Here is a 24,074-nt window from a genome sequence, read left to right on the forward strand (position 1 = left end):
CTCCTGACCACCTGCCGCACCGGAGGCGGTCACCTGGTGGTGTAGCCGCCGTTCGGGAACATCGTCTGCCCGGTGAACCACCATCCGTCGGTGGCCAGGAACCGGATCACCGGCACGATGTCCTCGATGTGGGTGAGCTGGTTGCCCATGCCCTGGGACTTGTGGAACTCGACCCGCTCCGGGGTCTCCTGCGGGTAGAAGAACGGCGTGTCCATCGGACCGGGCGCCACCACGTTCACCGAGATGCGGCGGTCGGCGAACTCCTTGGCCGCGGCGCGAGTGAAGTGCTCCAGCGGAGACTTGCCCCCGGCGTAGGTGGAGTAGCCGTCGGTGAACGCCGCGAGCAGCGAGGTGCCCAGGCTGATGATCTTGCCGTCGTCGTTGAGCCGGCGCCCGGCCTCCTGGATGAAGAAGTACGCCGCCTTCGCGTTGATCGCGAACATGCGGTCGAAGTCGTCCTCGGTGGTCTCCAGGATCGGCTTGCGCAGCACCATCCCGGTCGTGTTCACCGCGACGTCGACCCCGCCGAAGGTGTCCACCGCCGTGTCGAACAGCCGCCGCACCTCGCTGACCTGCGTCAGGTCGCCCTGCACCGAGATCGCCTCGGATCCGGCTTCCCGCACCGCGTTGACGGTCTTCTCCGCCTCGGCCGCGGAGGAGTCGCTGTTGTAGTGCACGACGACCTTCGCACCCTCGTCCGCGAACGTCGTCGACAGCAGGCCGCCGAGGTTCTTGCCCCCGCCGCCGATGACCGCGACCTTGCCCCGCAGGCTCCGCTCCGCCATGGTTCTCCCGTTCCTTCCGGCATCGCTGCTGGTCGTCGACCTCGTCGAGGTCGCATCCCGACCGTAGGAAGCGGGAGCGGGCCGCGGGAAACAGAACATCCGGGTACCACCACAAGCACCGTGGATATGCCCAGCTCGGGCGGTTCGCGCGGGTTCGAGCGCACCACCCGCCGGAGTGATCCGGCAGGTGGTGCGCGGAGGGACTACAGCATTCCCTCGACGATCTCGACGGCCCGCGCCAGACCACCGGCTTCTTCGATCTCGCGCCGCATGTCCGCCAGCCGGTTCCGGATCCCCTCGTCCGAGGTGACCTTCTCCAACGCAACGCGCAGCTGCTCAGGTGTGGCGGTGGCACCGTCCAGCTGAACGCCCAGGCCGAGTTCCTCGATCCGGGCCGCGTTCATGAACTGGTCGGCGGCCTGCGGAACCGCGATCAGCGGCACGCCGTGGCTCAGGCCCTCCATCGTGCCGCCCATGCCTGCGTGCGTGATGAACGCGCTGGCCTGGGACAGCATCCGGAGCTGCGGAATCCACCGGTGCACTTCGAAGTTCGCCGGGACCGCGCCGAGCTCGGCCGGATCGATCGCCGTCCCGACCGCCAGCACCACGTGCCAGTCGAGATCGGCGAAGGCGACCAGGCATCGCCGGTAGAAGTCCAAGCGGTCGTTGTAGGCCGAACCCAGCGAGATCACCAGGACCGGCCGGTCGTCCGGCGCCTGCCAACTCCCCTGGGACGCCCGTTCGGTCAGCATCGGGCCGACGAACGCGTACGAGTCCGCCGCCTGGTCCCCGAAGTACTGGAAGCTCCGCGGGATCGTCACGATGCAACGACGCGGATGCAGGAGGTCGTGGTTGGTCAAGGCCACGCCCTGCTCCGCGAAGTACTCGTCGTAGGCCTCCTCCACCGCTGTCGTCTCCGGGGTCGGCGTCAGGTCCAGGACCGACTCCAGCCCTTCGGTGTAGACGTGGGTCGGGCACAGCTGGAGCGCGGGCACGCCCCACTTCTCGGCGAGGACGAGGAAATCTCCGAGGTCGTAGACCACGAGATCCGGCCGATCCCCCGCGAACGCCTCTTCGAGCTGCGGCACGACGGACCTGGTCTCCTCGAGGAACATCCAGCGCGCTTCGGTCCCCTCCGACGGCCACTCCTGCCGGGACGCGTTCGGCGACCCCGGCAGCATCGAGTCGTAGCGGACCGGTGTCGCCCCGGCCTCGGCCACCTGGTCGGCGAACGGCTCGGTCACCGCGTAGCTGACGCGGTGACCGCGGTTCACCAGCTCGGTGATCAGCCCGAGGGTCGGGTTGATGTGACCGTGAGCGGGAATGGTGAAGAACGCGATGTGCGCGGGCCGGGTGCGGTACGCGTTCTGGGCAGAGTTCGTCATCTGCTGGGACTCCTGATCGAAAACAGCCTCGATGCAACGAGGAACGGGAAAACAGGTCGCTGAGCGCGCCCGGAAACCGAGCCCCACCTCACTGCGACCGCGAACGCCCGAAGACGACTCGCGATGTGCGGGCAAGGGACTGCCGGGATCAGCGGGCGGAACGCACCGCCCCGCCGAATCGATGCGGGCGCGTGGAAGGGCACGACGAAGCAGGCGACACGAAGTCGCCGCACCATGCCCTCATCGGGAGCTCGATCAGATGTAGAGCTGCAACTGCACCATGCGGGTCAGGCTAGCCCAGCCCGCTCGCCGTGTCGCACCATTTTCCGGCGGGCGACCGGCGGCCGAGCCGTTCGCCCGCGACGAAACCGCCCGCGGCAAGCTGATTCGCGCCTACCGTGCAGCTATGGACGTCGACCTCATCGCGCCCGGCCTGTACTTCCTGCGCCCCGAGTTCGGCCAGGCGTACCTCTGGCTCGAAGGACGCTCCGCGACCCTCGTCGACACCGGGATCGCCGGATCCGGCCCGGCCATCACCGCACTGCTGGCCGAGCTCGACGTCGAGCTGGAGCGGATCGTCATCACCCACGGCCACGAGGACCACGTGGGATCCGCTGCGGAGCTCCGCGCGGCCACCGGCGCACCGGTGCTGGCGCACGCCGGGGACGTGGCCGTCATCCAGGGTGAACGGCCGCGCCCCGACCCGGTGCTGCTCGACTGGGAACGACCGCTGTTCGACAGCATCGCCCCGAACGTTCCCCCGCACCCGCCCTGCCCGGTGGACCAGGAGATCGCCGAAGGCGACGTGCTCGACTTCGGCGGCGGAGCCCGCGTGCTGTCGATCCCCGGCCACACCGACGGAAGCATCGCTCTGCACTTGTCAAAGAGCAAAACCCTGTTCACCGGGGACACGATCGCCAACGTCGGCGAGGTCATGCTCGGCACGTTCAACCTGGACCGGGCGAAGACGATCGCATCGTTCCGCCGCCTCGCCGAACTGGACACCGAAGTCGCCTGCTTCGGCCACGGCGACCCGATCACCCGCAACGCCGGAGCAGAACTCCGCACAACAGCAGCGGAACTCACCAACTGACCACTCGCGTCGGTCCCGGCTGACGACAGTGGACGTGGACCTTCATCGGGTGCCCGCCGTAGCCCTGCGTCTTCAACCACGACTCGTCCCCGACGTGAAACAGCAGTTGCAGCGGCGCACCTGGACGCAATGCTCGGTGGAAGTGCCCGAGTACTGCAGGAATCTCGTCGTCGGGAACGTGGATCAACGATTGCCAAGCGAGCGCACCACCCACCGAGGCGGCGGGCAGGTCCAGAGCAGTCATCGAGCCCACTTCGAACCGCAGACCCGGGTGGTTGCGGCGGGCCACCTCGATCATCCCGGGCGAGAGATCGATGCCGAAGGCATCGACACCGAGCTCGTTGAGGTGAGCTGCGACCTCCCCGGACCGCAACCGACGTCGACCACCGGTCCACCGCCGGCAGCTCGCACGCTTTCGGCGAACAACGCCGAAGCCGCGCGCAGGTACTGGTTTCCGGCGCTGGCACCGCGCACCCGATCAACGTAGCTGACCCCGACCTGGCGGCCGGGCGAACCTCGGGTCAGGCCACCAGTTCGAGGAGGTCGTCGAGCGCGTCCTGGACCATCTTCCTGGTGTGGCGGAGTTCCTGGGAGTCCAGCGTGTCCAGGAGGGCCAGCAGGGCGCGCTCGGTGGCTGGTCGTGGTCGGCCGAGCTTGTCGCGGCTCTTGATCAAGCCCAGTTCGGCCAGCGCCGCACCGCGCGGTTCGTTGATGGCGCGGAACATCTTCTGCGCTTCCTGGTAGGTGCGGACCGCTTCGCCGTACCAGCAAGCCCGGAACAGGATGTTGCCGCGCATCTTCCGGTTGTAGGCCAGGGCGCTGGACAGATCCATCCGGCGGCAGATCTGCTCGCCCCGCGACAGCAGGTGCAACGCTTCGTCGTGCTCCCCGCGCAACGACAGCACGTCGGCCATCCCCCGCAACGCCCAGGCGAGACCGCGCTCGTCGCCGCCCTCCTCGGCGATCTGCGCGGCTTCGGCGAAGCGCTCCCACGCCGCGTCCAGATCGCCCGCGTTGCGGTCGAGCTGGGCGAGCCCCTCGAGCGCCCACACCGTGTGCCGGCACTCGCCGCGCTTGCGGGCTTCGGCGAGCAGCTCCACGTGGAGCTCGCGGGCCTTCTCGTAGTCACCGCGGATCCGCAGCGTTTCGGCGATTCCGGCGACCGAGTACCCGAGCGCCACCACATCGCCCGCCTTAGTGGCCATGTCACGAGCGAGCTCGAGCCAGCGCAGCGAAGCCGTCATCTGTCCACATTGGCGGGCCAGCGTGCCGCCGTTCCACAGCGCCCACGCCATCGAACCCGGCGCGTCCGCCTTCCTGGCCGCCCGGTAGCTGGCGCGCCAGGCCACGTTCGCCTCGGCGATCTCGCCCACTCGTCGGCACGCCTCGGATTCCAGCAACTTCGCCTGGGCGAGCGCCAGATCGTCGCCTTCCTCCATCGCGCGAGCGACTTCCTCACGCGCCTCGGCCAACGCCTGCACGTAGTTCGTGTTCACCGACATGCTCCGGAACTTCCCCTGGAACTCCGGCGCGAACGCCTGGCTGCTCATCTCGGCCACCTCGCATCTCGAACCGCGTTGGTGCCAAGACGCACCAATCTCGCTGAGGGCCGGTTCTCCCCGTCGATCCCCTGAGAACGGGGAGGAACCGGCCTGTTGAACCCCCGACGCCATCCAAGTTATGGCGCGACGAGGGGCCAGCGGATCAGCCGATGTGTCAGGCGAAGTCGACCGATCGGCCAGGAAGGCGAGGGGCCTTCTCGTACTTTCGGCCGAGATCTAAAGGATCAGGAACGGTCCGAACGGCCCGGACGTTGTTCATCCGGCAGTCGGCACGCCGGGGTACCGCCGGGCAGCCGGTAGCGGTTCGCGGCGATCGCCCGGTAAGCCCACCCGGCCAGCGTCCGCAACACCGGCGCGGACAGCGCGAAACCGGCCACCGGCCAGGGCGCGCGGCAGCTCTTGAGCAGCTCGGCGACGGCGTCCGCACCGCCGAAGACCCGGCCGGACGGCGCCACCCACAGCACCTCGTGGCGCGCCCGGTCCGGGGTGGTCCGGTAGGCGGCGAGGTCGGCCTCCTGCCACGTCAGCACGCGCATCCGCACCGGCAGCCGCTCGGCCAGCCGCACGCTGCGCGTGCAGAAGCCGCAGTCGCCGTCGTAGATCAGCACCGGAGGTTCGATCATGACCACTCCTCCCGGCCGGGAACCCGGCGAGCCGCAGGCTGGGAGGCCTGCGAGGTCAGTCCAGGTCGTCGTGGCGCATCAGCAGCCGGCCGGCCTCGGTGAGCGAGCCGGACAGCGACGGGTACACCGAGAACGTGTTGGCCAGGTTGTCCACGGTCACCTGGTTCTGCACGGCGAGCGCGATCGGCAGGATCAGCTCGCTGGCGTTCGGCGCCACCACGACGCCGCCCACCACCACACCGGTCTGCGGCCGGCAGAAGACCTTGAGGAAACCGCGGCGCAGGCCCTCCATCTTCGCGCGCGGGTTGGTGGCCAGCGGCATCATCACGGTCCGCGCCGGCACCTCGCCGCTGTCGATCGCCTGCTGGCTGATGCCGACGGTGGCGATCTCCGGGTGGGTGAAGACGTTCGCGGCGACCGTCTTGAGCTTGATCGGGGTGACGCCTTCGCCCAGCGCGTGCCACATCGCGATCCGGCCCTGCATGCCCGCCACCGAGGCCAGCAGCAGCAGGCCCGTGCAGTCGCCCGCCGCGTAAACGCCCGGCACGGACGTCCGCGACACCCGGTCGACCGGGATGTAGCCGCCGCGGTCGGGCTCGACGCCGATCCGGTCCAGCCCGATGTCGGTGGTGTTGGGGACCGACCCGACGGTCATCAGCGCGTGGCTGGCCTCGACCTGGCGCCCGTCGGCCAGGTGGATCAGCACGCCGGAGTCGGTGCGCTCCACCTTCTCGGCGCGGGCGTGCTTGACGACCTCGGTGCCGCGCTCGGCGAACACCTCTTCGAGCACCGCCGCGGCGTCGGCGTCCTCGTGCGGCAGCACGCGGTCGCGGCTGGAGATCATGGTGACCTTGACGCCCATCTCGGTGTAGGCGGAGGCGAACTCCACACCGGTGACGCCGGAACCGATCACCGCCAGGTGCTCGGGAAGTTCGGGCAGGTCGAACAGCTGCCGCCAGGTGAGGATCCGCTCCCCGTCCGGCTCCGCTCCCTTGAGGACGCGCGGCGTGGCGCCGGTGGCGATCAGCACGACGTCGGCGGTCAGCTCCTCGTAGCCGCCGTCGGCGAGGTCGACGCCGACCTGGTGCACGGCCATGCCCTTGGCCGGGTTGGTGAAGCGGGCTCGACCGGGCAGGATCTTCACACCTTCGCGGCGGACCCGGGAGCGGATGTCGGCGGACTGCGCGAGCGCGAGGCCCTTCACCCGGCCGTGCACGACTGCCACGTCGACGTCGGAGTCCTCGGTCTTCGCGCGGATGCCGAGCTCGCGGGCATCGCGGTACGCCGAACGCGCGCCCGCGGAGGCGATGAAGGTCTTCGACGGCACGCAGTCGTAGAGCACGCAAGCCCCGCCCAGGCCTTCGGGCTCGACCAGCGTGACCTCCGCCCCGTTCGACGCGGCGACCAATGCCGCCTCGTAGCCCGCCGGGCCGCCTCCCATGATCACGATGCGGGTCACTTCGCGTTCCTCCCCGATGCCTGCCTGTGGGCGCCACGCTCACCGTACGCTGCGAGTAGCCCGGTCAATTCGGGTGGTGTCGCCCGAATTGGCCGTCGTGGCGCGCCCCACAGCGCCACCATGACCGAGCGTCACCGCTCCGGCGCGTCGGCGGTGCGAGCCGTGACGACGACCGGTTCGGTCTGCACCCACTTTTGTGACGCGTCCGCTCCGCCGCTTGAGCTGTCGATCGCTACCCTGTTGGGCGTGCCTCTGTACGCCGCGTACGGGTCCAACATGGATCCGGCCCAGATGACGAAGCGCGCCCCTCACTCGCCGCTGGCGGGGACGGGCTGGCTGATGGACTGGCGGTTGACCTTCGGCGGGGAGGACTACGGCTGGGAAGGCGCCCTCGCCACCATCGTCGAACACCCCGGGGAGCAGGTCTTCACGGTGCTCTACGACGTCAGCCCGGAGGACGAGCGGCAGCTCGACAACTGGGAAGGCGCCGAGCTGGGCATGCACAAGAAGCTCCGGCTGCGGGTGCAGACGCTGGACGGTCCGGTGCTGGCCTGGCTGTACGTGCTCGACGCCTACGAAGGCGGGCTGCCGTCCGCGCGCTACCTCGGTGTGATGGCCGATGCTGCCGAAGCCGCCGGTGCGCCCGAGGACTACGTCGAGAAGCTGCGAAAACGGCCGTGCCACAACGTCGGGCCCGGCTCTCCACGTGATATCTGACCCGAACATCACGCCGCACGTGTGATAATCACTCCGGTTGCACACGTGGTCGCTCGTCGCTGCGCACGTGCCGGGTGAGATCTGCCCGCGGCACCGGGCGGCGACGGGCTCTGAGGTGAGGGGTTCGGCGTGGCCGAGGCGGGCGGCACACCGGTCAGCCAGCAGGGGCGGCGCGAGGAGATCCGCCAGGAGGTGCTGGCCAGCGGGTTCGTGCGGATCGAGGAACTCGCCGCCAAGCACGGCGTCAGCGGCATGACGATCCACCGCGATCTGGACGTGCTGGAGCAGCAGGGTTGGCTGCGCAAGGTCCGGGGCGGTGCGACTTCGACGCCGACGGCGCTGCTGGAGACCTCGGTGCGGGCGCGGATCGCCGACGCCGCCGAGGACAAGGCGCGCATCGCCGAGCACGCCGTGCGACTCGTCACCCCCGGTCAGGTCGTGGCCTTGGACGACAGCACCAGCGCGCTGGCGGTCGCGGAGCGGTTGCCTGCGCTGGCCCCGCTGACCGTCGTGACGAACTTCCTGTCGGTGATCAACCTGCTCAGCGGCGAGCCCGGCCTGCACCTGATCGGGCTCGGCGGCGACTACCAGCCGTCCTACGACGCCTTCCTCGGGCTGCACACCGCCAAGTTGGCCCGCACCATGCGCTCGGACGTGCTGTTCATGTCCACCACCGCCGTCGTCGACGGGCACTGCCTGCACCGCTCACAGGAGACGATCCAGGTCAAGCGCGCCCTGATGGAGACCACGGGCAAGCGCGTGCTGCTGCTGGACCACTCCAAGTTCGACCGGCGCGCGGTGCACGAGCTGGCGCCGCTGACCGAGTTCGACCTGGTCATCGTGGACGCCGGAACACCGGCCCCGCTGCTCGACGAGCTGCGGGCGGCGGGAGTCGCGCTGGAGGTCGCCGAAGGCTGACCACCCGCGTTCAGCCTGGTGCCGTGCCGTAGATGCGGTTCAGCGCATCGAGCGTGGCGGTGATCCGTTCGCGGAGTTCAGCAGGGGCGAGGATCTCGGCGTCGGCACCGAGTTTCAGCAGTTCGGGGAGGGCCTGGTCGATGGACTCGATGGGGATCGTCACCCGGGTCCAGCCGTCGGTACCGGGGCCTTCCGCGGTTCGTCGACCGCTACGTCGCCGTGTGGAACGAGTCCGACCCGTTGGCTCGGCGCACCGCCGTCTCCGCCCTCTGGGCCGAGGACGGCGTCGAGGTGATCGAGTCGGCGCAGCACCGGGGTCGCGACGAGATCGAAGCCCGGATCACCGCCGCCCACGACGAGTTCGTGCGGGGTGCCGGTTTCGTCTTCCGGTCCGCAGGCGACGCGACCGGTCATCACGACACGATCACCTTCACCACGCACATGGTGCCGGCCGGGGGCGGCGACATCGCCTGGACCGGTCGTGCCTTCGTCGTCCTCGGCCCGGACGGGCTGATCCGTTCCGACCACCAGTTCACCGTGCCGACCGGAGACACCCGGTCCACTGTGGAGGACTTCCTGCGCCGGCTCGCGGAAGGCGATCCGGACCGGATCGCCGAGGTGTTCGCCGAGCAGGTCGACTGGGTGCTGGACTGGCCGGCCGAAGGCCATCCGGCGGTGCCCTGGATCCGCCCCCGCTCGACCCGGGCCGACGTCGCCGACCACTTCCGCACGATTGCCGAGTTCCACGTGCCTGGAGAGGCGGCCGGATCCGCGGCACGGATCCTCGTGGAAGGCAACGAGGCGGTAGTGCTCGGCGACATCCGCCAGACGGCGAAGGCCACCGGCAAGGCGTACACCGCGCTCTGCGCACTGCACCTGGTCGTCGAGGACGGCCTGATCACGCGTTATGCCGTCTACGAGGACAGCCTCACCGTCGCGGAAGCCCTCTCCTGCTCCTGATCACGCCGCGAGCCAGCCGCGGGTTCGGAGTTCGGCGAGGAATCGCTGGTAGCTGGCGTCCAGCGGGGAGACCTCCGAGCGCACCGGCTCGACCAGTTCGCCCTCCGGGACCATCGCGGCTGCCGCTGTGCTCAGGTCCGGGTGGATCGAACCGCTGGCCGCTAGCAGAGCTGCCCCGAGCGCGGTGCCAGCACCTTGGACGCGCAGGACCGGGCGGTCCAGGATCGACGCCCTGATCTGGCACCAGGCGAGGCTGCGCGCGCCGCCACCAGCAGTACGCACCGGACCTGCTGCCGGCGCACCGAGTTCGGCCACCCGCTCCAGCGCGAGCCGTTCGCAGAAGGCGACACCCTCGAGGCGGGAGCGGTATTCGTCCACCCGGTCCTCCGGCGTGCCGAGCACGAACTGGGTGGCCTGACGCGCCAGGAACGGGAACCGCTCACCTTCGCCGCGCAGCGGGTAGTTAACCACGCTCGCCGGGCCGCGTTCGGTGGCCGCTTCGTCCAGTCCCGCCAGCTCCGCGGTGTCCACATCGGACAGCGCGGAGCCGCCGATGTTGGCCGCGCCGCCGGGCAGCCACACTCCGTCCGGGTGCAGGTGGCTGTACACCGCACCGGCCGGGTCGTGCACGAGCTCCTTCGACACGCCCTTGAGCACCAGCGTCGTGCCCAGCACGGTCACGAACTGCCCGACGTCGACGGCCCCGCACGCCAGCTGGCCTGCGCAACCGTCGGTCATCCCGGCGCGCACCTCGCAGCCCTGCGGCAGACCGGTCTCCGCCGCAGCTGCCGCGTCGACCACGCCGAGGACCGCTGTCGGACGCACGACCTCCGGGAGCAGCCGGGACGGCACCTCCAGCGCGTCGAAGACCTCGGTCGCCCATTCCCCGGCCACTGCGTCGTAGCCGCTCTTCAGGGCATGGCTGGTGTCGGTCGCGACCGGGCGCCCGACCAGCTTCCGCGCGATGACGTCCGGGGTGTGGCAGACCAGCGCGGTCCCCTCCGGGAGGTGCCGCGCCAGCCAGCCGATCCTGGCCAGGCCCGATCCGGCCGACGGGGTGATGCCGGTCCGCTCCCAGCGCGGTGCGCCGACCTCGACCGCGGTTCGGGCCTCGGTCTCGGCGCGCCGGTCGTCGTACATCAGCGCCGGACCGAGCGGATCGCCGTTGCCGTCGACCGCGACCACGGTGCCCGAAGTCGCCGAGATCGCCAGCGAGGTGATCTCGGAGCTGCGCGCGCCCAGCGCGGCCGTGCACTCGGCCAGGCAGTCCCGAACCGCGGGCCACCAGGCGCTCGCGTCCTGCTCGGAACGGCCGCCGGACGAGCGCACCGGCTGCGGCAACGGGCGGGAAGCCGCGGCCACCACCGCGCCGGCCTGGTCGTGGACCTGCACCCGAACGTTCGCGGTCGCGATGTCGACCCCTGCGACGAGCTCTCCCATCAACACCCCTCCCCGGAGCGTGCACCGCTGGTCATCCGGCGGCCTGCAGCTTCTCCAACGCCTCCGGCAGTTCGGCCATCGAGAACACCGCGATGTCCGGCTCGGCGAGCAGCTCGGGCGTCGGGTTCGGAGGGGCCTCGCCGCTCACCACCCACACCGTCCGCAGGCCGACCCGCTGGGCACCGCGCACGTCGGTGTCCAGCCGGTTGCCGACGTGCACCGCGTTCTCCGGTCCGACACCGGCTTCGCGCAGCGCGTGCTGGAAGATCCGCGGGTCCGGCTTCTCCGCGCCGCCGACCTCCGAGATCGCCCAGATGTCCACGAAGTCGGACACGCCGTCGCGGCTCAGGGCGTCCACGACCACCGCGCGCTGGTTGGCGACGATCGCGATCTTGTAGCGGCCGGCGAGCTTCTGGAGCGTCGGCAGCACGTCGTCGTGCAGGGCCGACACCGGGTACTCCCAGTACTGCTCGGCGCGCTCGGACAGGCGCTGGCGGTCCTGCGCGGTCAGGAACCGCTCGGCGACCGCGGTCCGCAGCGAACCGCCCTGGGCCTGGCGGCGCTCGTCGTAGACCTGCTGGAACTCCGCCTCGTCGATCTCGCGGCCGTCCACGGCAGCGAGATCGCGCGCGGCGCGCAGCAGGGCGTCGCGGTAAGCGCTGTCGTCGTAGACCGGGCCGCCGTCGTCGAGCAGCACCAGGTCGATGCGGCCGGTTCCGGACTCGGTGGGTTGAAGCGGCACGTCGCGTCCTTCCGGTGGCGGTCCACTCCCGGGACCGCGGTGTCACATCCCACGGCCAACATAACACCCATCTTGAAATTTTTAACACTCGATGCTGTGATGTTCTCGGGTCGAGCACTGGCGCCGACCCGCCAAGCGGGATCTGGAGGGAACACCCGTGATCACCATCGGCATCGACGCCGGCACCTCGGTGGTGAAGAGCGTCGCCTACGCCGCGGACGGAACCGAGCTGGCGGTCGCCCGCCGCCCGACCCGAGTCGAGCATCCCCGCCCCGGCTGGGCCGAGCAGGACATGCTCGAGGTCTGGGGTGCGGTCGCCGACACCGTCGCCGAGCTCATCGCCGCGACGGGTTCTGACGTCGCGGCGCTCGCGCTCACCGCGCAGGGCGACGGGTGCTGGCTGGTCGACGACGCCGGCCGACCGACCGGTCCCGCGCTGCTCTGGAACGACGCCCGCGCCTCCGAGATCGCCGCCGACTGGGCCGGGTCCGGAGTCCTCGCCGAACTGTTCAAGATCAACGGATCGGTCGGCTTCGGCGGTCTGCCGCACGCGCAGCTGCGCTGGCTCGCCGAGCACGAGCCCGACCGGATCGAGCGCTCCGCGAAGGTGCTGACCTGCGGCGGCTGGCTGTTCCACTGCCTGACCGGACGTCTGGCCTGGGACGTCTCCGAAGCCTCCAACCCGTTCCTCGACGCGCGGACCGGGCAGTACTCCCCCACCGTGCTCACCGAGCTCGGGCTGAACTGGGCGCAGCCGCTGCTCCCCGACGTGGTCGACGGCCAGGAGCGGATCGCGCCGCTGCACGACGCTGCGGCCGAACGCCTCGGCGTCCCGGCGGGCACGCCGGTGGTGCTCGGGGCCTACGACGTGATCTCCACCGCCATCGGTGCCGGTGTCACCGAACCCGGTCAGGCGTGCACGATCCTCGGCACCACGATCTGCACCGAGGTGATCAGCGACGACCCGCGGCTCGAACGCACGCCGGTCGGCATGTCGCTGCGCACGCCGACACCGGGGCGCTGGATGCTCGCCAGCGCCACGCTGTCGGGCACCGAGGTGGTGGAGTGGGCCTGCCGGATGCTCGGACTGCCCAACCCGGAGAACCTCACTGACCTGGCAGAACAGGCCGAACCCGGCAGCAAGGGCCTGCTGATGCTGCCCTACCTCTCGCTGGCAGGGGAACGCGCGCCCTTCTACGACCCGGCGGCGCGCGGCAGCCTGCACGGCCTGAGCCTGGAGCACGGTCCGGCCGAGATCGCCCGGGCCTGCCTGGAAGGGCTCGCCATGGCGATCCGGGACTGCCTGCGGGCCTCCGCCGCGCAGCCCACCGAGCTCCGGCTCACCGGCGGCGGTTCGGCGAACCGGCTGTGGCGCCAGGTGATCGCCGACGTGACCGGCCTGCCGGTCGTGCGCACCACCGACGAGCAGGCCGGGGCCCGCGGCGCGACGGTGACCGCGCAGTCGCTGCTGACCGGCCGCAGCATCACCGAAGTGGCCGCCGAGCTGGTCGGGACGTCGGAGCCGCTGCAGCCGATCGAGGCCAACCGCGCTGTCTACGACGATGCCTACGCGCGGTTCATCGCGGCTCGCGAGGCAGCCCAGGCGGCCAACTGGTTCCAGCGCTGAGAGCGTCATCGCGCACCACCGATCCCAGCGCTCAGCGCGCTGTTCGGCTTTGGCCAGGCCAACCCGAGCAGCGCGCTCGCGCGTCGGGTGCCGCGACGGTCCCGGCGGCGGGCTACCCGCTCGGCCACCAGCTCCCGGAAGTGCTCCGCGTGCTCGCCGAGCTGCCCGAGCGCCTGCTCCAGGCAGTCCAAGGCCTGCCGCTGGTCACCGGTGCACAGCAGCTCGGTGATCGCGAAGTCCAGGGCTTGGGTACGCAGGCCGTCCAGCTCGACGACATCGCACTCCCGGACCCACGCCTGGTGGACCGTCAGGTCTGGCTGCGACCGCACCTCGCGGTCGTAGGGGATGGTCACGTCCACGACCTCGTCGGCCGGGCCGCAGCCGTGCATCGCGACCGCGGTCGGACCGGACAGCACCGAGTACGGCCCGGCGCGCAGCAGCGCAGCCGCTGCCCGGGTCATCGGATCGTGCGCGCGGGCTGCCGGGACCACCACACCGTGCCAGGGCTGCACCCACTCGCCGTCGTCCAGCGCCGCGGACAGCTCGTCCGGGCCGAGCAATCGTTCGGCATCAGCCCTGGTCATCGCACCGTGCCGGGCTGAGGGAGGCCATTCCGCAGTGCTGGTCGGGATTCGCTCTTCGAGGCAGATGATGTTCGTCGTCATACCTATACAGAGGAGCGAACCCCGCCCACAGATACAGCTGCGAGTGGATACACCTCGATCAGGTGGAACCGCCGAGCAGCTAGTCCTGCAGCGTCAGCAGCGCCGTGTGGACCATCGCCCGGACCCCCACCAGCAAGGCCCGCTCGTCCAGCGCGAACGTCGGTTGGTGCAGGTCCTTGACCCGTCCGGAACCGGAGTGCACGCCCAGCCGCGCGAACGAACCCGGCACGTGCTCCAGGTACCAGCCGAAGTCCTCACCGCCCGAGGACTGCGGGGTGCTCGCGAGCGCTTGCTCGCCCAGCCCGGCCTCGATGCCCGCGCGGAACAGCTCGGTGCTCTCCGCGTCATTGACCACCGGCGGCACGCCGCGGCGGTGGTGGAGGTCGAAACCGACACCGAGCGGCGAAAGCAGGCTGTGCACCAGCTCGTGCACCAGCGGCTCCAGCTTCGCCCAGGTGTCGCGGTCGCCGGTGCGCAGCGTGCCGGTGAGCACCCCGTCCTGCGGGATGGCGTTCGGCGCCTCCCCCGCGTGCACCGCGCCCCAGGTCAGGACCGTTCCGGTGCGCGGGTCGACGCGGCGCGACAGCAGCGTCGGCAGGCCGGTGATGACGGTGCCCAGCGCGTGCACCAGGTCCGCGGTCAGGTGCGGCCGCGAAGTGTGCCCGCCCGGCGAGGTCAGGCGGAGTTCCAGCAGGTCGCTGGCCGAGGTGATGGCGCCGACGCGGGTGCCGATCTGCCCGACCGGGAGCCGGGGGTCGCAGTGCAGGCCGAAGATCCGGTCCACCCCGTCGAGAGCTCCGGCGGCCAGCACGTCCAGGGCGCCGCCGGGCATCACCTCCTCGGCGGGCTGGAAGATCATCCGCACTCGACCGGGGAGTTCCGGCGCGGCGGCCAGCGCCAGCGCAGCACCCAGCGCGACCGTGGTGTGCGCGTCGTGACCGCAAGCGTGCGCGACTCCGTCCACAGTGGAGGCGTACGGCAGTCCGGTGGCCTCGGTCAGCGGCAGCGCGTCGATGTCCGCGCGCAGCGCCACCGTGCGCGTGCCGGGGCGGTGCTCGCCGATGTCGCAGACCAGCCCGGTGCCCACCGGCAGCACCTCCGGCTTCAGGCCGGCGCGGGTGAGGCGTTCGGCCAGGAAGGCCGTGGTCTCGTGCTCGGCGCGGGAGAGCTCGGGGTAGGCGTGGATGTGCCGCCGCCAGGCGACCACCCGCTGCGCGTTCTCGGCCAACCAGGAGTCCAGCCAGGACGGCCCGCGACCTGCACCCAGGTCCACCACCCCGGCCCCGACGCTGGTGTCCACGCTGGACATGGTGCTGCCGATCGGGGTGGACGGCTCGCCCACGCCCGGCGCGAGGAGCGTGCCCGGCGCAGCGGAACGCTCCGCCGCGAGCCAGTCCGCTTCTTCCACCGCCGAACCGCCGTTCGAGCGCCGGCCCGGTTCCGAGCCACGAGAATCCACCACGGTCACGCCATTCCTCCAGTGTGTAGCGGGGTGCCCGAACCCGGTCCGCAGCACGGGCGAGGAGCGGTCAAGCACCGCTCACGCCACGCCTTCGGCGTCCTGCTCGGCACCCGCACCCGGGCCGCGGCTGGTGACGCCGCCTCCCGACGTGCAGAACTCTTCCGACGAACTCCCAGCGGAGCGCTCGCGCAACGCCGCCAGGAGGCGGTTCCGCTGCGCACCGTCCACTGCGGCGGCCACCGCCGTCCAAGCCATCGCCAACGCCCCGTCGAGCACCGCCCGGTCGGCGGTCGGGGTCGCGCAGGCCGCGGCGAACTCCGCCTGGTGGTTGACCGCGTCGCCGCAGTCGATCGCGATCATCGGGTGGATCGCGGGCAGGAACCTGGTCACGTTGCCCATGTCGGTGCTGCCGATGACATGGCCCTGCTCTGCACCTCGGTCGAGCGGTTCCCGCCCGAGCTCGGTGATCGCGCGGCGGTAGGCCTCCGACAACCAGCCGTCGGGGTCCAACTCGGCGTAGATCGGGGAGATCTGCACGACCTCGTGCGTGCAACCGGTCGCCGTCGCGCCCGCCTCGAAGCAGGCCCGGATGCGGTTCTCCAGGCGCTGCAGGGAACGCGCTTCGGCAGCGCGCAAGTTGTAGACCGCCGCGGTGCGCGCGGGAACGATGTTCGGCGCCGCGCCACCTGCGGTAACGATACCGTGCACCATCTGGTGCGGCTCGAGGTGCTGGCGCAGCAGGCCGATCGCGACCTGCGCGACGGTCAGCGCGTCGGCCGCGTTGAGGCCCAGCTGCGGGGCCGAAGCGGCGTGCGCCTCGCGGCCGGTGTAGCGCACTTCGAGATCGTTGATGGCCAGCGAGGTCGGGCGGCAGACCTCCGCCGGACCCGGGTGCACCATCATCGCCATCGCCACGTCGTCGAAGGCGCCGCGCTCCAGCATCAGCACCTTGCCGCCGCCGGTCTCCTCGGCGGGGGTGCCGATCAGGCGGACCGAGATGCCCAGGTCATCGGCGACGTCGGCCAGCGCCAGGGCGGCACCGACCGCGGCCGCGGCGATGACGTTGTGCCCGCAGGCGTGCCCGACCTCGGGCAGCGCGTCGTACTCGGCGCAGACCGCGACGGCCAGCTCACCGCTGCCGGACTCGGCGACCAGCGCGGTGTCCAGGCCGGCCACCGGCGTGCTGACCACGAAGCCGTGGCGGGCGAGCAGGTCCGCGACCTTGGCGGCGCTGCGGTGCTCGGCGAAGGAGAGCTCCGGCTCGGCGTGGATGCTGCGGGAGAGTTCGACCAGCTCGCGCTCGTGGCGTTGCACCGAGGCGCGGCAGCGAGCGCGCGCGGCGGCGGCACGATCGTGATCACGGTGCGGAGCGGGAACTGTACTCATTTGGCCCTATCCTGCACCATCGCGATGGTCTAGCGGGCGCCAACCGGCGAACACCGAGCCCACCGGTACGCCCCCTGCGACGAACGGGCGGTCTCGATTCAGCGCGACCGAAGAATTGTTTTCAACGCGCATTGATTTCACGTTCAACCGAGCGGAAACACCCACCACCAGCGCATTCCGCCGGATTGGTGATCGTCGGACCAGAGCCGATGGTTGAACGGGCAACCAGAACGGAGTTCGCCGAACGGGTGCGGACAAGGGTGTGGGTTGGCACCGGTCGGGGGGCTTCCCGGTGCCAACCCACGTCTGAGGGGGCTCTCGCCCCGGACCCGCACGTCGGACGCTTGTCGCTTCCTGGGGCTTGCGCCTACGCACGTAGTCAGTTGTGAAAATCCCACAGGTTCGGCGCCAGGTCTAGTCCATGGCGAGAATTGGCAGTGAAATTATTTCGCAAAGGGGTCGGTCACCCGGTTCGCCCGGGAACTCACGACTTTTTCCACGTGACGAACAAGACCGGCTTCTTGCGCAGGCGGCGCGACAGCAGCACCGCACCGATCAGCACGAGACCGCCGATGCCGATCGCCATGCGCTGGCGGGTGTCGACGCCCGGGTCTTCAGCCGGCGGAGCGGGCGGCTGGTCTTGCGCCAGCACGACCACCTGCGGAGGCGCGACGGCCTCTCCCGCCGAGGCCACCGCAGTCGGAGCCAGGAACAGGGACAGCGCGATCGCGAGGCCAGCGAGCACGCGGCCGGTCCGCCACATGATGGCTCCACATCCTTCTGCGCCGCGTCGGACTACCGACACTTTCGTGGTCACCCGTACAGGACCATTTGATCATAGTCGGCGCGGAGTGTGACCAGACGCGTTCAAGATGTGCCGGATCGGATCAGCGGACCCGGCGCTCCCGCTCGATCCGGTCCCCCATCTCGTCCACCACCAGGGTGTCCCGGCGGATGCTGTCCGCGCGGTAGGCCGCCCGGCCCACCAGCTGCGCCATCACCGGCGCGGTGAGCATCTGGAACAGCCCGACCAGGATCAGGCCCGAGGCGTAGATGAAGTCCAGCTGCACCGCGGTGCCGATCAGGATCAGGATCAGGCCCAGCGTCTGCGGTTTGGTGGCGGCCTGGAGGCGGGCCAGCACGTCGGGGAAGCTCAGCAGCCCGATGGCGCCGAGCAGGCAGGACAGCGCACCGCCGATGAGGCACACCGCCGAGAAGACGTCCAGCAGGCTCATCGGTACGGCTCCTTCTTCTCGACCAACCGGGCAGCGCTGACCGACCCGATGAAGGCCAGCAGCGCGAAGGCGGCCAGCAGCGCGATGTTCGAACCGTCCTGCAACCAGCCCATGCCGACGCACGTCCCCGCGATGATCATCGTGACGAACACGTCGACCGACACGATCCGGTCCAGCGTGCTGCGGCCCAGGATCAACCGCACCAGGACCAGCAACCCGGCCACGCACAGCAGGCCGAAGGTCACCAGGAAGACCCAGGTCATGCTCGGTCCCGCCTCTCCGCGATCTTCAGTGATGGTTGCGTTCGGGAGTGATCTCGCGTTGTGGGGGTTTCTTGTGGCTGGGTTGCATCACGGTCCCCTGAGGTGCGGTCGAGCAGAACTCCGGTTGACACAAGAGATGTCATGCGCGTCCCTCTGTTCCGCTGACCAGCGCCACGTCGTTCGCCGAGCCGACCGCCCGCACCACCCGGCGCTCCAGGGCCAGCACTTCCCGGCGCACCGACTCGGCGTCCTCGACCTGCATGCCGAGCGCGTAGACGTAGCAGATCCGGTTGACCCGGTCGATCTGCAGCACGAACTTGCCCGGCGCCAGCGACAGCGCGTTGGCCACCATCGCGATGATGTGGTCGGAGTCGGTCCGCAGCGTCACCGCCACGATCCCCGCCGTCGCCCGCGGCCCGCGGGTCACCGCCTGCCAAGACACCCGCGCGGTGGAGATCACCAGGTCCCAGGCCAGGTAGCCGACCAGCGCCAGCAGGCTCAGCGGGCGCACCGACATGTTGGTGTTGATGGTCGGCGTCGGGAACAGCGTCGCGACGAACACCGCCACCACCAGGCCGAAGAACAGCGTGCCCAGGTCGAAGGTGCCCCACAGCATCACCCAGACCACGGTCAGCCAGGCCACCAGCGGCAACCGCCGCACCAACCCGCCGCGCCGTGCGATCCGCTCACTCACCGGCGGCACCTCCCAACACCGCGCTCCGGTAGGTCTCGCCGTGCATCAGGTCCGTCGCGGCCCGCCCGCTGACCTCCGCCAGCGGACCCGCGACCAGCGCGATCACCACGCTGGCGGCCACCAGCACCCCGCTGGCCACCACCATCGGGCGGTTCGAGTCGGCGGTGCCGACCACCAGCTCGTCGGTCGGGTCCGGGTCCTGCTCGGGAGCTTTGACCTGGCCCCAAAACGCCCGCGTCCACACCCGCGCCATCGCGTACAGGGTGAGCAGGCTGGTCAGCACCGCGCCGCCGGTCACCACGTAGGCGGGCCAGGTCGCGGCGCCGACACCGGCCTGCAGCAGCGCCAGCTTGGCGACGAAGCCGGAGAACGGCGGCACCCCGGCCAGGCTCAGCGCGGGCAGCGCGAACAGCACCGCGATCAGCGGCGCGGCCTTGGCCAGCCCGCCCATCCGGGTCAGCGCCACGGTGCCGGTGTGGCGCGTGATCAGACCGCTGACCAGGAACAACGTCGCCTGCACGGTGATGTGGTGCACTACGTAGAGGATCACGCCGGTCAGGCCGATCACGTCGTAGACGCCGAGCCCGAACAGCATGTAGCCGATGTGGCTGACCAGCAGGAACGACAGCAGCCGGTTCAGGTCGTTCTGGGCCAGCGCGCCGAGCGCGCCGACGATCATGGTGATCAGCGCGATGCCGAGCATCAGGTTCCAGCTCTCGGCGTGGCTGAACACCAGCGTCTGGGTGCGGATCAGCGCGTAGATGCCGACCTTGGTGAGCAGCCCGGCGAACACCGCGGTGACCGGCGCGGGCGCGGTCGGGTAGCTGTCCGGCAGCCAGAAGTGCAGCGGCACCATCGCCGCCTTCACCCCGAAGACGATCACCACCAGCAGCGCCAGGGCGCTCTGCAGGCCCTCCGGCAGCTCGTGCACCTTCTCGCCGAGGTCGGCCAGGTTCACCGTGCCGGTCGAGGCGTAGACCAGCGCAATCATCGTGATGAACAGCAGCGAGGACGCCAGGCTGACGATCACGTAGGTCATGCCCGCGCGGATGCGGGTGGCGGTGGTGCGCCGGGTGATCAGCACGTACGACGAGCTGAGCATGATCTCGAAGGCGACGAACAGGTTGAACAGGTCGCCGGTGAGGTAGGCCAGCGAGACACCGGCGCACAGCACCAGGTACATCGGGTGGAACGTGGTGCTGGAGCGCTCCCGGCCGTAGTCGGTGATGCGCTGGCCGATCGAGTAGATCAGCACCGCGAAGGTCACCACCGAGGAGACCAGCAGCAGCAGCGCCGAGAGCCGGTCGGCGACCAGCGTGATGCCCATCGGGGCCGGCCAGGCGCCCATCTGCAGGACGACCGGGCCGGAGGTGTCGGCGACGTGGAGCAGCACCGCCGCGTCCGCGATGATCGCGCCGAGCACCAGGATCCCCAGCGCGCGCTGGAAGTCCGCGAAGCGCCCGAGCGCCAACGACAGACCGGCCGCGAGCAGGGGGAGCAGTACGGGCAGGGCGACGAGAACCGTCACTGAGTGGCCTCCTTCGCCAGGTCCTCGGCGCTGTCCTCTTCGGACTCGGCCAGCCGGCGCTCCAGCCGCTGGATGCGCCGGTCCTCGATGTCGTCGCGGACCTCGTCGTGGCCGAGCAGCGTCCACGAGCGGTAGGCCAGGGCCAGCAGGAACGTGGTCAGCGCGAAGGTGATCACGATCGCGGTCAGCGCCATCGCCTGCGGCAGCGGGTCGGCCATCTGCGCCGGATCGGTGGTGCCGATCATCGCGGCCCCGGCAGGCGGCCCGCCCGCGGTCTGCAGCAGCAGGTTCGAGCCGTGCCCGAGGATCACGATGCCCAGCAGGATGCGCATCAGCGAGCGCTGCATCAGCAGGTAGAAGCCGACCGAGTACAGCACCGCGAGGACCACGGCCATGGTCAGGTTGATCGTCATCGCTGCCCCCGCTCCGCCGCGTCGACGTCGGCCTCGATGCCCGAGCCCAAGGTCCGCAGCAGGTCCAGCACGACGCCGACGATCAGCAGGAACACCCCGCTGTCCAGCAGCACGCTGGTGACGAACTTGATCTCGCCGAGCGGCGGCACCGCGAACTTGTAGATCGCCGTCTCCAGCAGCTCGCCGCCGAACAGCAGCGGTAGGAACGCGGAGGCGGTGGCGATGGTCAGGCCCAGGCCGATCAGCACCGGCGGCCGCATCGAGACGATCGCGCTGTCGTCCATCCGGCCACCGGCGAGGTAGCGCAGCACGAACGCCTGCCCGGCGACCAGGCCGCCGCTGAACCCGCCGCCGGCCCGGTCGTGCCCGGCGAACAGCAGGTAGATCGACAGCACCAGCACGGTCGGGAAGGCGATGCGGGCGACGAGCTCGAGCAGCATGGTGCGCTGCTTGCCGTCGCGGCAGAAACCGGACAGCAGCCAGCGTTCGGTCGGCGCGTCCCAGGTCGTCCAGGACGGGCGCTTCACCGGCGTCGTCGTCATTCGCGCACCTCCTCCGGCTGCTTGATCGTGGTCTTGGCGGTGATCGGCGGTACTCGCGTGCTGCGTTTCCGCCGCTCGTGGCGGGAGGCCAGGATCAGGCTGGCCACGCCGGTGGCGGCCACCGCGAGCACCGAGATCTCGCCGACGGTGTCGAAGGCGCGGAAGTCGACGATGATCGCGTTGACCACGTTGGTCGCGCCCGCGCCCTTCTCGGCGTTGGCGATGAACTCGGCGCTGGCCTCCGGTGGCGCGTGGCGCGCGCCGCTGAAGATCACCGCGGCCAGCGAGATGAAGATCCCGGCGGCACCGGCGATGATCGCCCGCGGCGCCCGCAGCGCTGTGGTGTCGGACTGGGTGAAGCGCACCGGCAGGCGGCGCAGCACGAACACGAACGCCACCAGGGTCAGCGTCTCCACCAGGAACTGCGCCAGCGCCAGGTCCGGGCCGCCGTCCACGATGAACAGACCACCGATGCCGTAGCCGACGACGCCGACCAGCAGCACCGCGGTCAGCCGCCGGCGGGAGCGCAGCACCGCGATCGCCGCGACGATCACCACGATGGCCAGCGGGATCTGCAGCAGGTCGTCGTAGCTGCGCAGGTCGTCCGGCAGGTCGGTGCGCAGCAGCAACGCCGAGCCCGGGACCGCCAGGACGGTCAGCAGGATGATGCCCAGGTAGGTCGGCAGCGAACCGACCTGCAGGCGACCGGTGACGCCGACCGCCACCCGCTCCAGCAGCGCCATGATCCGCTCGTAGCCCCGCTGCGCGTCCAGCGGCCGCGGCAGCCGATTGCGCATCGCCGTCAGCTGAACCCGGCTGAGGTGCAGCGCGACACCGCCGGCGACGGCGATCGCGGACAGCAGCAGCGGCAGGTTGAAGCCGTGCCAGAGCGCCAGGTGGTACGGGTCGACGACGGGCGTGAACGCCTCGGCGTAGGAGCTGGCCAGCGTGTCGGCCACCGGGTAGCCGAGGCCGAGCACGACGCCCACCACCGCGGGGACCGCGGCCGGCAGCACCGCCTGCAAGCCGGGCTTCTTGGCCTTGGTCGCCGGCACTCCCGGCTTGTCGGCGAACGCGCCGAACAGCATCCGCAGGCTGTAGGCGACGGTCAGCATCGAGCCGAGCACCAGCACCACGTCCACCAGCAGGTCCGGTCGACCGCCGGTGAGGAAGGCGCTGAACGCGGCTTCCTTGCCGATGAAGCCGAGCATCGGCGGAAGTCCGGCCATCGAGGCGACGCCGAGGACGGCGATCATCGCCAGCCACGGCATCCGGCGCCCCAGCCCGGACAGCTCGCGGATGTCGCGGGTGCCCGCCTGGTGGTCGATGATGCCGACGACCAGGAACAACGTCGCTTTGAACATGCCGTGCGCGAGCAGCATCGCGGCACCGGCCATCGCCCCGGTGTGGGTACCGGCGCCGAACAGCACCATCAGGAACCCGAGCTGGCTGACCGTGCCGTAGGCCAGCAGCTTCTTCAGGTCGTACTCGTGCAGCGCGCGCCAGCCGCCGAGCAGCATCGTGGCCAGGCCGAACAGGATCGCGGGCAAGTACCACTGCGGCACGCCCAGGAACACCGGCGCGAGCCGGGCCACCAGGAACACACCGGCTTTGACCATCGACGCGGCGTGCAGGTACGCGCTGATCGGGGTGGGCGCGACCATCGCTGCGGGCAGCCAGTTGTGGAACGGGATCTGCGCGGACTTGGTGAACGCGCCGACCAGGATCAGCACCGCGGCGACCGCGGTGGCGGTGCCGCCCGGCGGGTGCTCGACCAGCTCGGAGATCCGGTAGGTGCCCGCGGTCTCGCCCAGCACCACGAAGCCGAGCAGCATGACCAGCCCGCCCAGGCTGGTGATCATCAGCGCCTGCAGCGCCGACCGGCGCGATTCGCGGCTGAGCCCGGCCTGCCCGACCAGCAAGAACGAGCAGATCGTGGTCAGTTCCCAGAAGACGTAGACGGTGATCAGGTCGTCGGAGAAGATCAGCCCGAGCATCGCCCCGGCGAAGGCCAGCAGCAGCGGCGCGGAACGCCGGGCGTCGCCGCCACCGCGGGTGAAGTAGGAGTCGGCGTAGACCAGCACCACCGCGCCGAGACCGGCCACCAGGACGGTCATCAGCAGCGACAGCGCGTCCAGCCGGAAGGCGAACTGCAGGCCTATCAGCGGTGCCCACTCGACGGTCTCGCTGATCGTCTGCCCGGACAACACCGGTCCTGCCTGCGACAACACCCAAAACAGAGCCGCAGCCGGGGGAACGGCTGCGGTCAGGAATGCGGCTCGGGTGCTGCGCCGGGCGAGGAACGGTAGCGCCAGGGCCACCAGCAGGTGCACGACGACGAAAGCGAGCAAGGGCACCTCCTCGACGCCGATTGGTCGTGGTCAGCTCGACCCGCCGACACCCGATCACCGGGGATTGTTCGCCACCGTCATCGCGGACGCACCACAAGCGGATATGCTGCTCGTTCCGGCGCGCGACGCTGCGAGTATCGGCGTTGAGAAGGCTCGGGCCAGCGAGGTCCGATCGGCGTCCAACTTATCCGAAACACACGAGTCCGAGCCAATCCGCGATCTTG

General features: G+C 70.4%; 25 protein-coding genes. 5 read left to right on the forward strand and 20 right to left on the reverse strand.

The annotated features are described in order from the left end of the window. Positions 1-29 precede the first annotated feature (29 nt). Positions 30-785: an SDR family oxidoreductase gene (locus OU415_RS09965; RefSeq protein ID WP_270948341.1), complete on the reverse strand. Its 756-nt coding sequence runs from the start codon at positions 783-785 to the stop codon at positions 30-32. A 203-nt stretch (positions 786-988) separates the two neighbouring features. Next, positions 989-2,170, reverse strand: a complete 1,182-nt coding sequence (locus OU415_RS09970; protein WP_270948342.1) for a macrolide family glycosyltransferase — start codon at positions 2,168-2,170, stop codon at positions 989-991. 406 nt (positions 2,171-2,576) lie between these two features. Between OU415_RS09970 and OU415_RS09975 the strand changes: the two genes are divergently transcribed. Further along, on the forward strand, positions 2,577-3,263 hold the full coding sequence (locus OU415_RS09975) for an MBL fold metallo-hydrolase (RefSeq protein WP_270948343.1): 687 nt from the start codon (positions 2,577-2,579) through the stop codon (positions 3,261-3,263). Here OU415_RS09975 and OU415_RS09980 read toward each other — a convergent pair. The 4 genes from OU415_RS09980 to OU415_RS09995 form a co-directional block, all read right to left on the reverse strand. After that, positions 3,253-3,636: a class I SAM-dependent methyltransferase gene (locus OU415_RS09980; protein WP_408641828.1), complete on the reverse strand. Its 384-nt coding sequence runs from the start codon at positions 3,634-3,636 to the stop codon at positions 3,253-3,255. The two genes, OU415_RS09975 and OU415_RS09980, sit on opposite strands and share 11 nt — an antisense overlap. 148 nt (positions 3,637-3,784) lie before the next feature. Then, positions 3,785-4,813 (reverse strand): tetratricopeptide repeat protein, encoded by a 1,029-nt coding sequence (locus OU415_RS09985; protein WP_270948344.1) that lies wholly within the window; start codon positions 4,811-4,813, stop codon positions 3,785-3,787. Positions 4,814-5,049: 236 nt separating this feature from the next. Beyond that, entirely contained in the window at positions 5,050-5,448 is a 399-nt protein-coding gene (locus tag OU415_RS09990; RefSeq protein WP_270948345.1) for a thiol-disulfide oxidoreductase DCC family protein, read from the reverse strand. A 55-nt stretch (positions 5,449-5,503) separates the two neighbouring features. Further along, positions 5,504-6,907 (reverse strand): NAD(P)H-quinone dehydrogenase, encoded by a 1,404-nt coding sequence (locus OU415_RS09995; RefSeq protein ID WP_270948346.1) that lies wholly within the window; start codon positions 6,905-6,907, stop codon positions 5,504-5,506. 246 nt (positions 6,908-7,153) lie between these two features. Between OU415_RS09995 and OU415_RS10000 the strand changes: the two genes are divergently transcribed. Together OU415_RS10000 and OU415_RS10005 are read left to right on the forward strand one after the other, a co-directional pair. Further along, positions 7,154-7,624 carry a gamma-glutamylcyclotransferase gene (locus tag OU415_RS10000; protein WP_270948347.1) on the forward strand — a complete coding sequence of 157 codons (471 nt, stop codon included), beginning with the start codon at positions 7,154-7,156 and terminating at the stop codon, positions 7,622-7,624. 129 nt (positions 7,625-7,753) lie between these two features. Next, entirely contained in the window at positions 7,754-8,542 is a 789-nt protein-coding gene (locus OU415_RS10005) for a DeoR/GlpR family DNA-binding transcription regulator (protein WP_270948348.1), read from the forward strand. A 10-nt stretch (positions 8,543-8,552) separates the two neighbouring features. Here the strand turns inward: OU415_RS10005 and OU415_RS10010 are convergent, their stop codons facing one another. Then, on the reverse strand, positions 8,553-8,705 hold the full coding sequence (locus OU415_RS10010; protein WP_456300260.1) for a WCX domain-containing protein: 153 nt from the start codon (positions 8,703-8,705) through the stop codon (positions 8,553-8,555). Positions 8,706-8,782: 77 nt separating this feature from the next. Between OU415_RS10010 and OU415_RS10015 the strand changes: the two genes are divergently transcribed. Then, complete coding sequence (locus tag OU415_RS10015; RefSeq protein ID WP_270948349.1) at positions 8,783-9,502, forward strand: nuclear transport factor 2 family protein; 720 nt, start codon at positions 8,783-8,785, stop codon at positions 9,500-9,502. Here the strand turns inward: OU415_RS10015 and OU415_RS10020 are convergent, their stop codons facing one another. Further along, positions 9,503-10,942: an FGGY-family carbohydrate kinase gene (locus OU415_RS10020; RefSeq protein ID WP_270948350.1), complete on the reverse strand. Its 1,440-nt coding sequence runs from the start codon at positions 10,940-10,942 to the stop codon at positions 9,503-9,505. A 31-nt stretch (positions 10,943-10,973) separates the two neighbouring features. Then, positions 10,974-11,684: an HAD family hydrolase gene (locus OU415_RS10025; RefSeq protein ID WP_270948351.1), complete on the reverse strand. Its 711-nt coding sequence runs from the start codon at positions 11,682-11,684 to the stop codon at positions 10,974-10,976. Positions 11,685-11,841: 157 nt separating this feature from the next. Here OU415_RS10025 and OU415_RS10030 point away from each other — a divergent pair, with 157 nt between their 5' ends. Continuing rightward, a complete protein-coding gene (locus OU415_RS10030) occupies positions 11,842-13,311 on the forward strand; it encodes an FGGY-family carbohydrate kinase (protein WP_270948352.1) in 1,470 nt (489 codons plus the stop codon). Positions 13,312-13,316: 5 nt separating this feature from the next. On the opposite strand, the gene OU415_RS10035 is transcribed toward OU415_RS10030, so the two are convergent. From OU415_RS10035 to mbhE, 11 genes are all read right to left on the reverse strand, one after another. Beyond that, positions 13,317-13,895, reverse strand: coding sequence for a hypothetical protein (locus tag OU415_RS10035; protein ID WP_270948353.1), 579 nt, complete (start codon positions 13,893-13,895; stop codon positions 13,317-13,319). A 160-nt stretch (positions 13,896-14,055) separates the two neighbouring features. Then, positions 14,056-15,285 (reverse strand): M20 family metallopeptidase, encoded by a 1,230-nt coding sequence (locus OU415_RS10040; RefSeq protein WP_270948484.1) that lies wholly within the window; start codon positions 15,283-15,285, stop codon positions 14,056-14,058. A gap of 231 nt (positions 15,286-15,516) precedes the next feature. Continuing rightward, positions 15,517-16,824 (reverse strand): M20 family metallopeptidase, encoded by a 1,308-nt coding sequence (locus tag OU415_RS10045; protein ID WP_270948354.1) that lies wholly within the window; start codon positions 16,822-16,824, stop codon positions 15,517-15,519. A gap of 484 nt (positions 16,825-17,308) precedes the next feature. Beyond that, positions 17,309-17,587, reverse strand: coding sequence for a hypothetical protein (locus OU415_RS10050; protein ID WP_270948355.1), 279 nt, complete (start codon positions 17,585-17,587; stop codon positions 17,309-17,311). Positions 17,588-17,711: 124 nt separating this feature from the next. Next, complete coding sequence (mnhG, locus tag OU415_RS10055; RefSeq protein ID WP_270948356.1) at positions 17,712-18,059, reverse strand: monovalent cation/H(+) antiporter subunit G; 348 nt, start codon at positions 18,057-18,059, stop codon at positions 17,712-17,714. Further along, positions 18,056-18,322, reverse strand: a complete 267-nt coding sequence (locus OU415_RS10060; protein ID WP_270948357.1) for a monovalent cation/H+ antiporter complex subunit F — start codon at positions 18,320-18,322, stop codon at positions 18,056-18,058. Before OU415_RS10060 ends, mnhG begins: the two co-directional genes overlap by 4 nt. Before the next feature lie 139 nt (positions 18,323-18,461). After that, a complete protein-coding gene (locus OU415_RS10065; protein ID WP_270948358.1) occupies positions 18,462-19,016 on the reverse strand; it encodes a Na+/H+ antiporter subunit E in 555 nt (184 codons plus the stop codon). After that, positions 19,009-20,544, reverse strand: a complete 1,536-nt coding sequence (locus tag OU415_RS10070) for a Na+/H+ antiporter subunit D (RefSeq protein ID WP_270948359.1) — start codon at positions 20,542-20,544, stop codon at positions 19,009-19,011. The genes OU415_RS10065 and OU415_RS10070 overlap by 8 nt, the downstream gene beginning before the upstream one ends. After that, complete coding sequence (locus tag OU415_RS10075; RefSeq protein WP_270948360.1) at positions 20,541-20,957, reverse strand: Na(+)/H(+) antiporter subunit C; 417 nt, start codon at positions 20,955-20,957, stop codon at positions 20,541-20,543. The genes OU415_RS10070 and OU415_RS10075 overlap by 4 nt, the downstream gene beginning before the upstream one ends. Continuing rightward, the gene (locus OU415_RS10080; protein ID WP_270948361.1) at positions 20,954-21,499 is read right to left on the reverse strand and encodes an MnhB domain-containing protein; all 546 of its coding nucleotides are present in this window, start codon (positions 21,497-21,499) and stop codon (positions 20,954-20,956) included. The genes OU415_RS10075 and OU415_RS10080 overlap by 4 nt, the downstream gene beginning before the upstream one ends. Next, the gene (gene mbhE, locus OU415_RS10085) at positions 21,496-23,850 is read right to left on the reverse strand and encodes a hydrogen gas-evolving membrane-bound hydrogenase subunit E (RefSeq protein ID WP_270948362.1); all 2,355 of its coding nucleotides are present in this window, start codon (positions 23,848-23,850) and stop codon (positions 21,496-21,498) included. Before mbhE ends, OU415_RS10080 begins: the two co-directional genes overlap by 4 nt. Positions 23,851-24,074 lie beyond the last annotated feature (224 nt).

It is taken from the genome of Saccharopolyspora oryzae (assembly GCF_027853915.1).
GTDB classification, from domain to species: domain Bacteria; phylum Actinomycetota; class Actinomycetes; order Mycobacteriales; family Pseudonocardiaceae; genus Saccharopolyspora; species Saccharopolyspora oryzae.

Bases quoted from the DNA above. Each gene is read 5' to 3' on its own strand.
- OU415_RS09965 (WP_270948341.1), bottom strand. From the start codon at position 785: ATGGCGGAGCGGAGCCTGCGGGGCAAGGTCGCGGTCATCGGCGGCGGG.
- OU415_RS09970 (WP_270948342.1), bottom strand. From the start codon at position 2,170: ATGACGAACTCTGCCCAGAACGCGTACCGCACCCGGCCCGCGCACATC.
- OU415_RS10075 (WP_270948360.1), bottom strand. From the start codon at position 20,957: ATGACGATCAACCTGACCATGGCCGTGGTCCTCGCGGTGCTGTACTCG.
- OU415_RS10060 (WP_270948357.1), bottom strand. From the start codon at position 18,322: ATGACCTGGGTCTTCCTGGTGACCTTCGGCCTGCTGTGCGTGGCCGGG.
- OU415_RS10040 (WP_270948484.1), bottom strand. From the start codon at position 15,285: ATGTCCAGCGTGGACACCAGCGTCGGGGCCGGGGTGGTGGACCTGGGT.
- OU415_RS10045 (WP_270948354.1), bottom strand. From the start codon at position 16,824: ATGAGTACAGTTCCCGCTCCGCACCGTGATCACGATCGTGCCGCCGCC.
- OU415_RS09975 (WP_270948343.1), top strand. From the start codon at position 2,577: ATGGACGTCGACCTCATCGCGCCCGGCCTGTACTTCCTGCGCCCCGAG.
- OU415_RS10020 (WP_270948350.1), bottom strand. From the start codon at position 10,942: ATGGGAGAGCTCGTCGCAGGGGTCGACATCGCGACCGCGAACGTTCGG.
- OU415_RS10050 (WP_270948355.1), bottom strand. From the start codon at position 17,587: ATGTGGCGGACCGGCCGCGTGCTCGCTGGCCTCGCGATCGCGCTGTCC.
- OU415_RS09985 (WP_270948344.1), bottom strand. From the start codon at position 4,813: ATGAGCAGCCAGGCGTTCGCGCCGGAGTTCCAGGGGAAGTTCCGGAGC.
- mnhG (WP_270948356.1), bottom strand. From the start codon at position 18,059: ATGAGCCTGCTGGACGTCTTCTCGGCGGTGTGCCTCATCGGCGGTGCG.
- OU415_RS10080 (WP_270948361.1), bottom strand. From the start codon at position 21,499: ATGACGACGACGCCGGTGAAGCGCCCGTCCTGGACGACCTGGGACGCG.
- OU415_RS09990 (WP_270948345.1), bottom strand. From the start codon at position 5,448: ATGATCGAACCTCCGGTGCTGATCTACGACGGCGACTGCGGCTTCTGC.
- OU415_RS10035 (WP_270948353.1), bottom strand. From the start codon at position 13,895: ATGACCAGGGCTGATGCCGAACGATTGCTCGGCCCGGACGAGCTGTCC.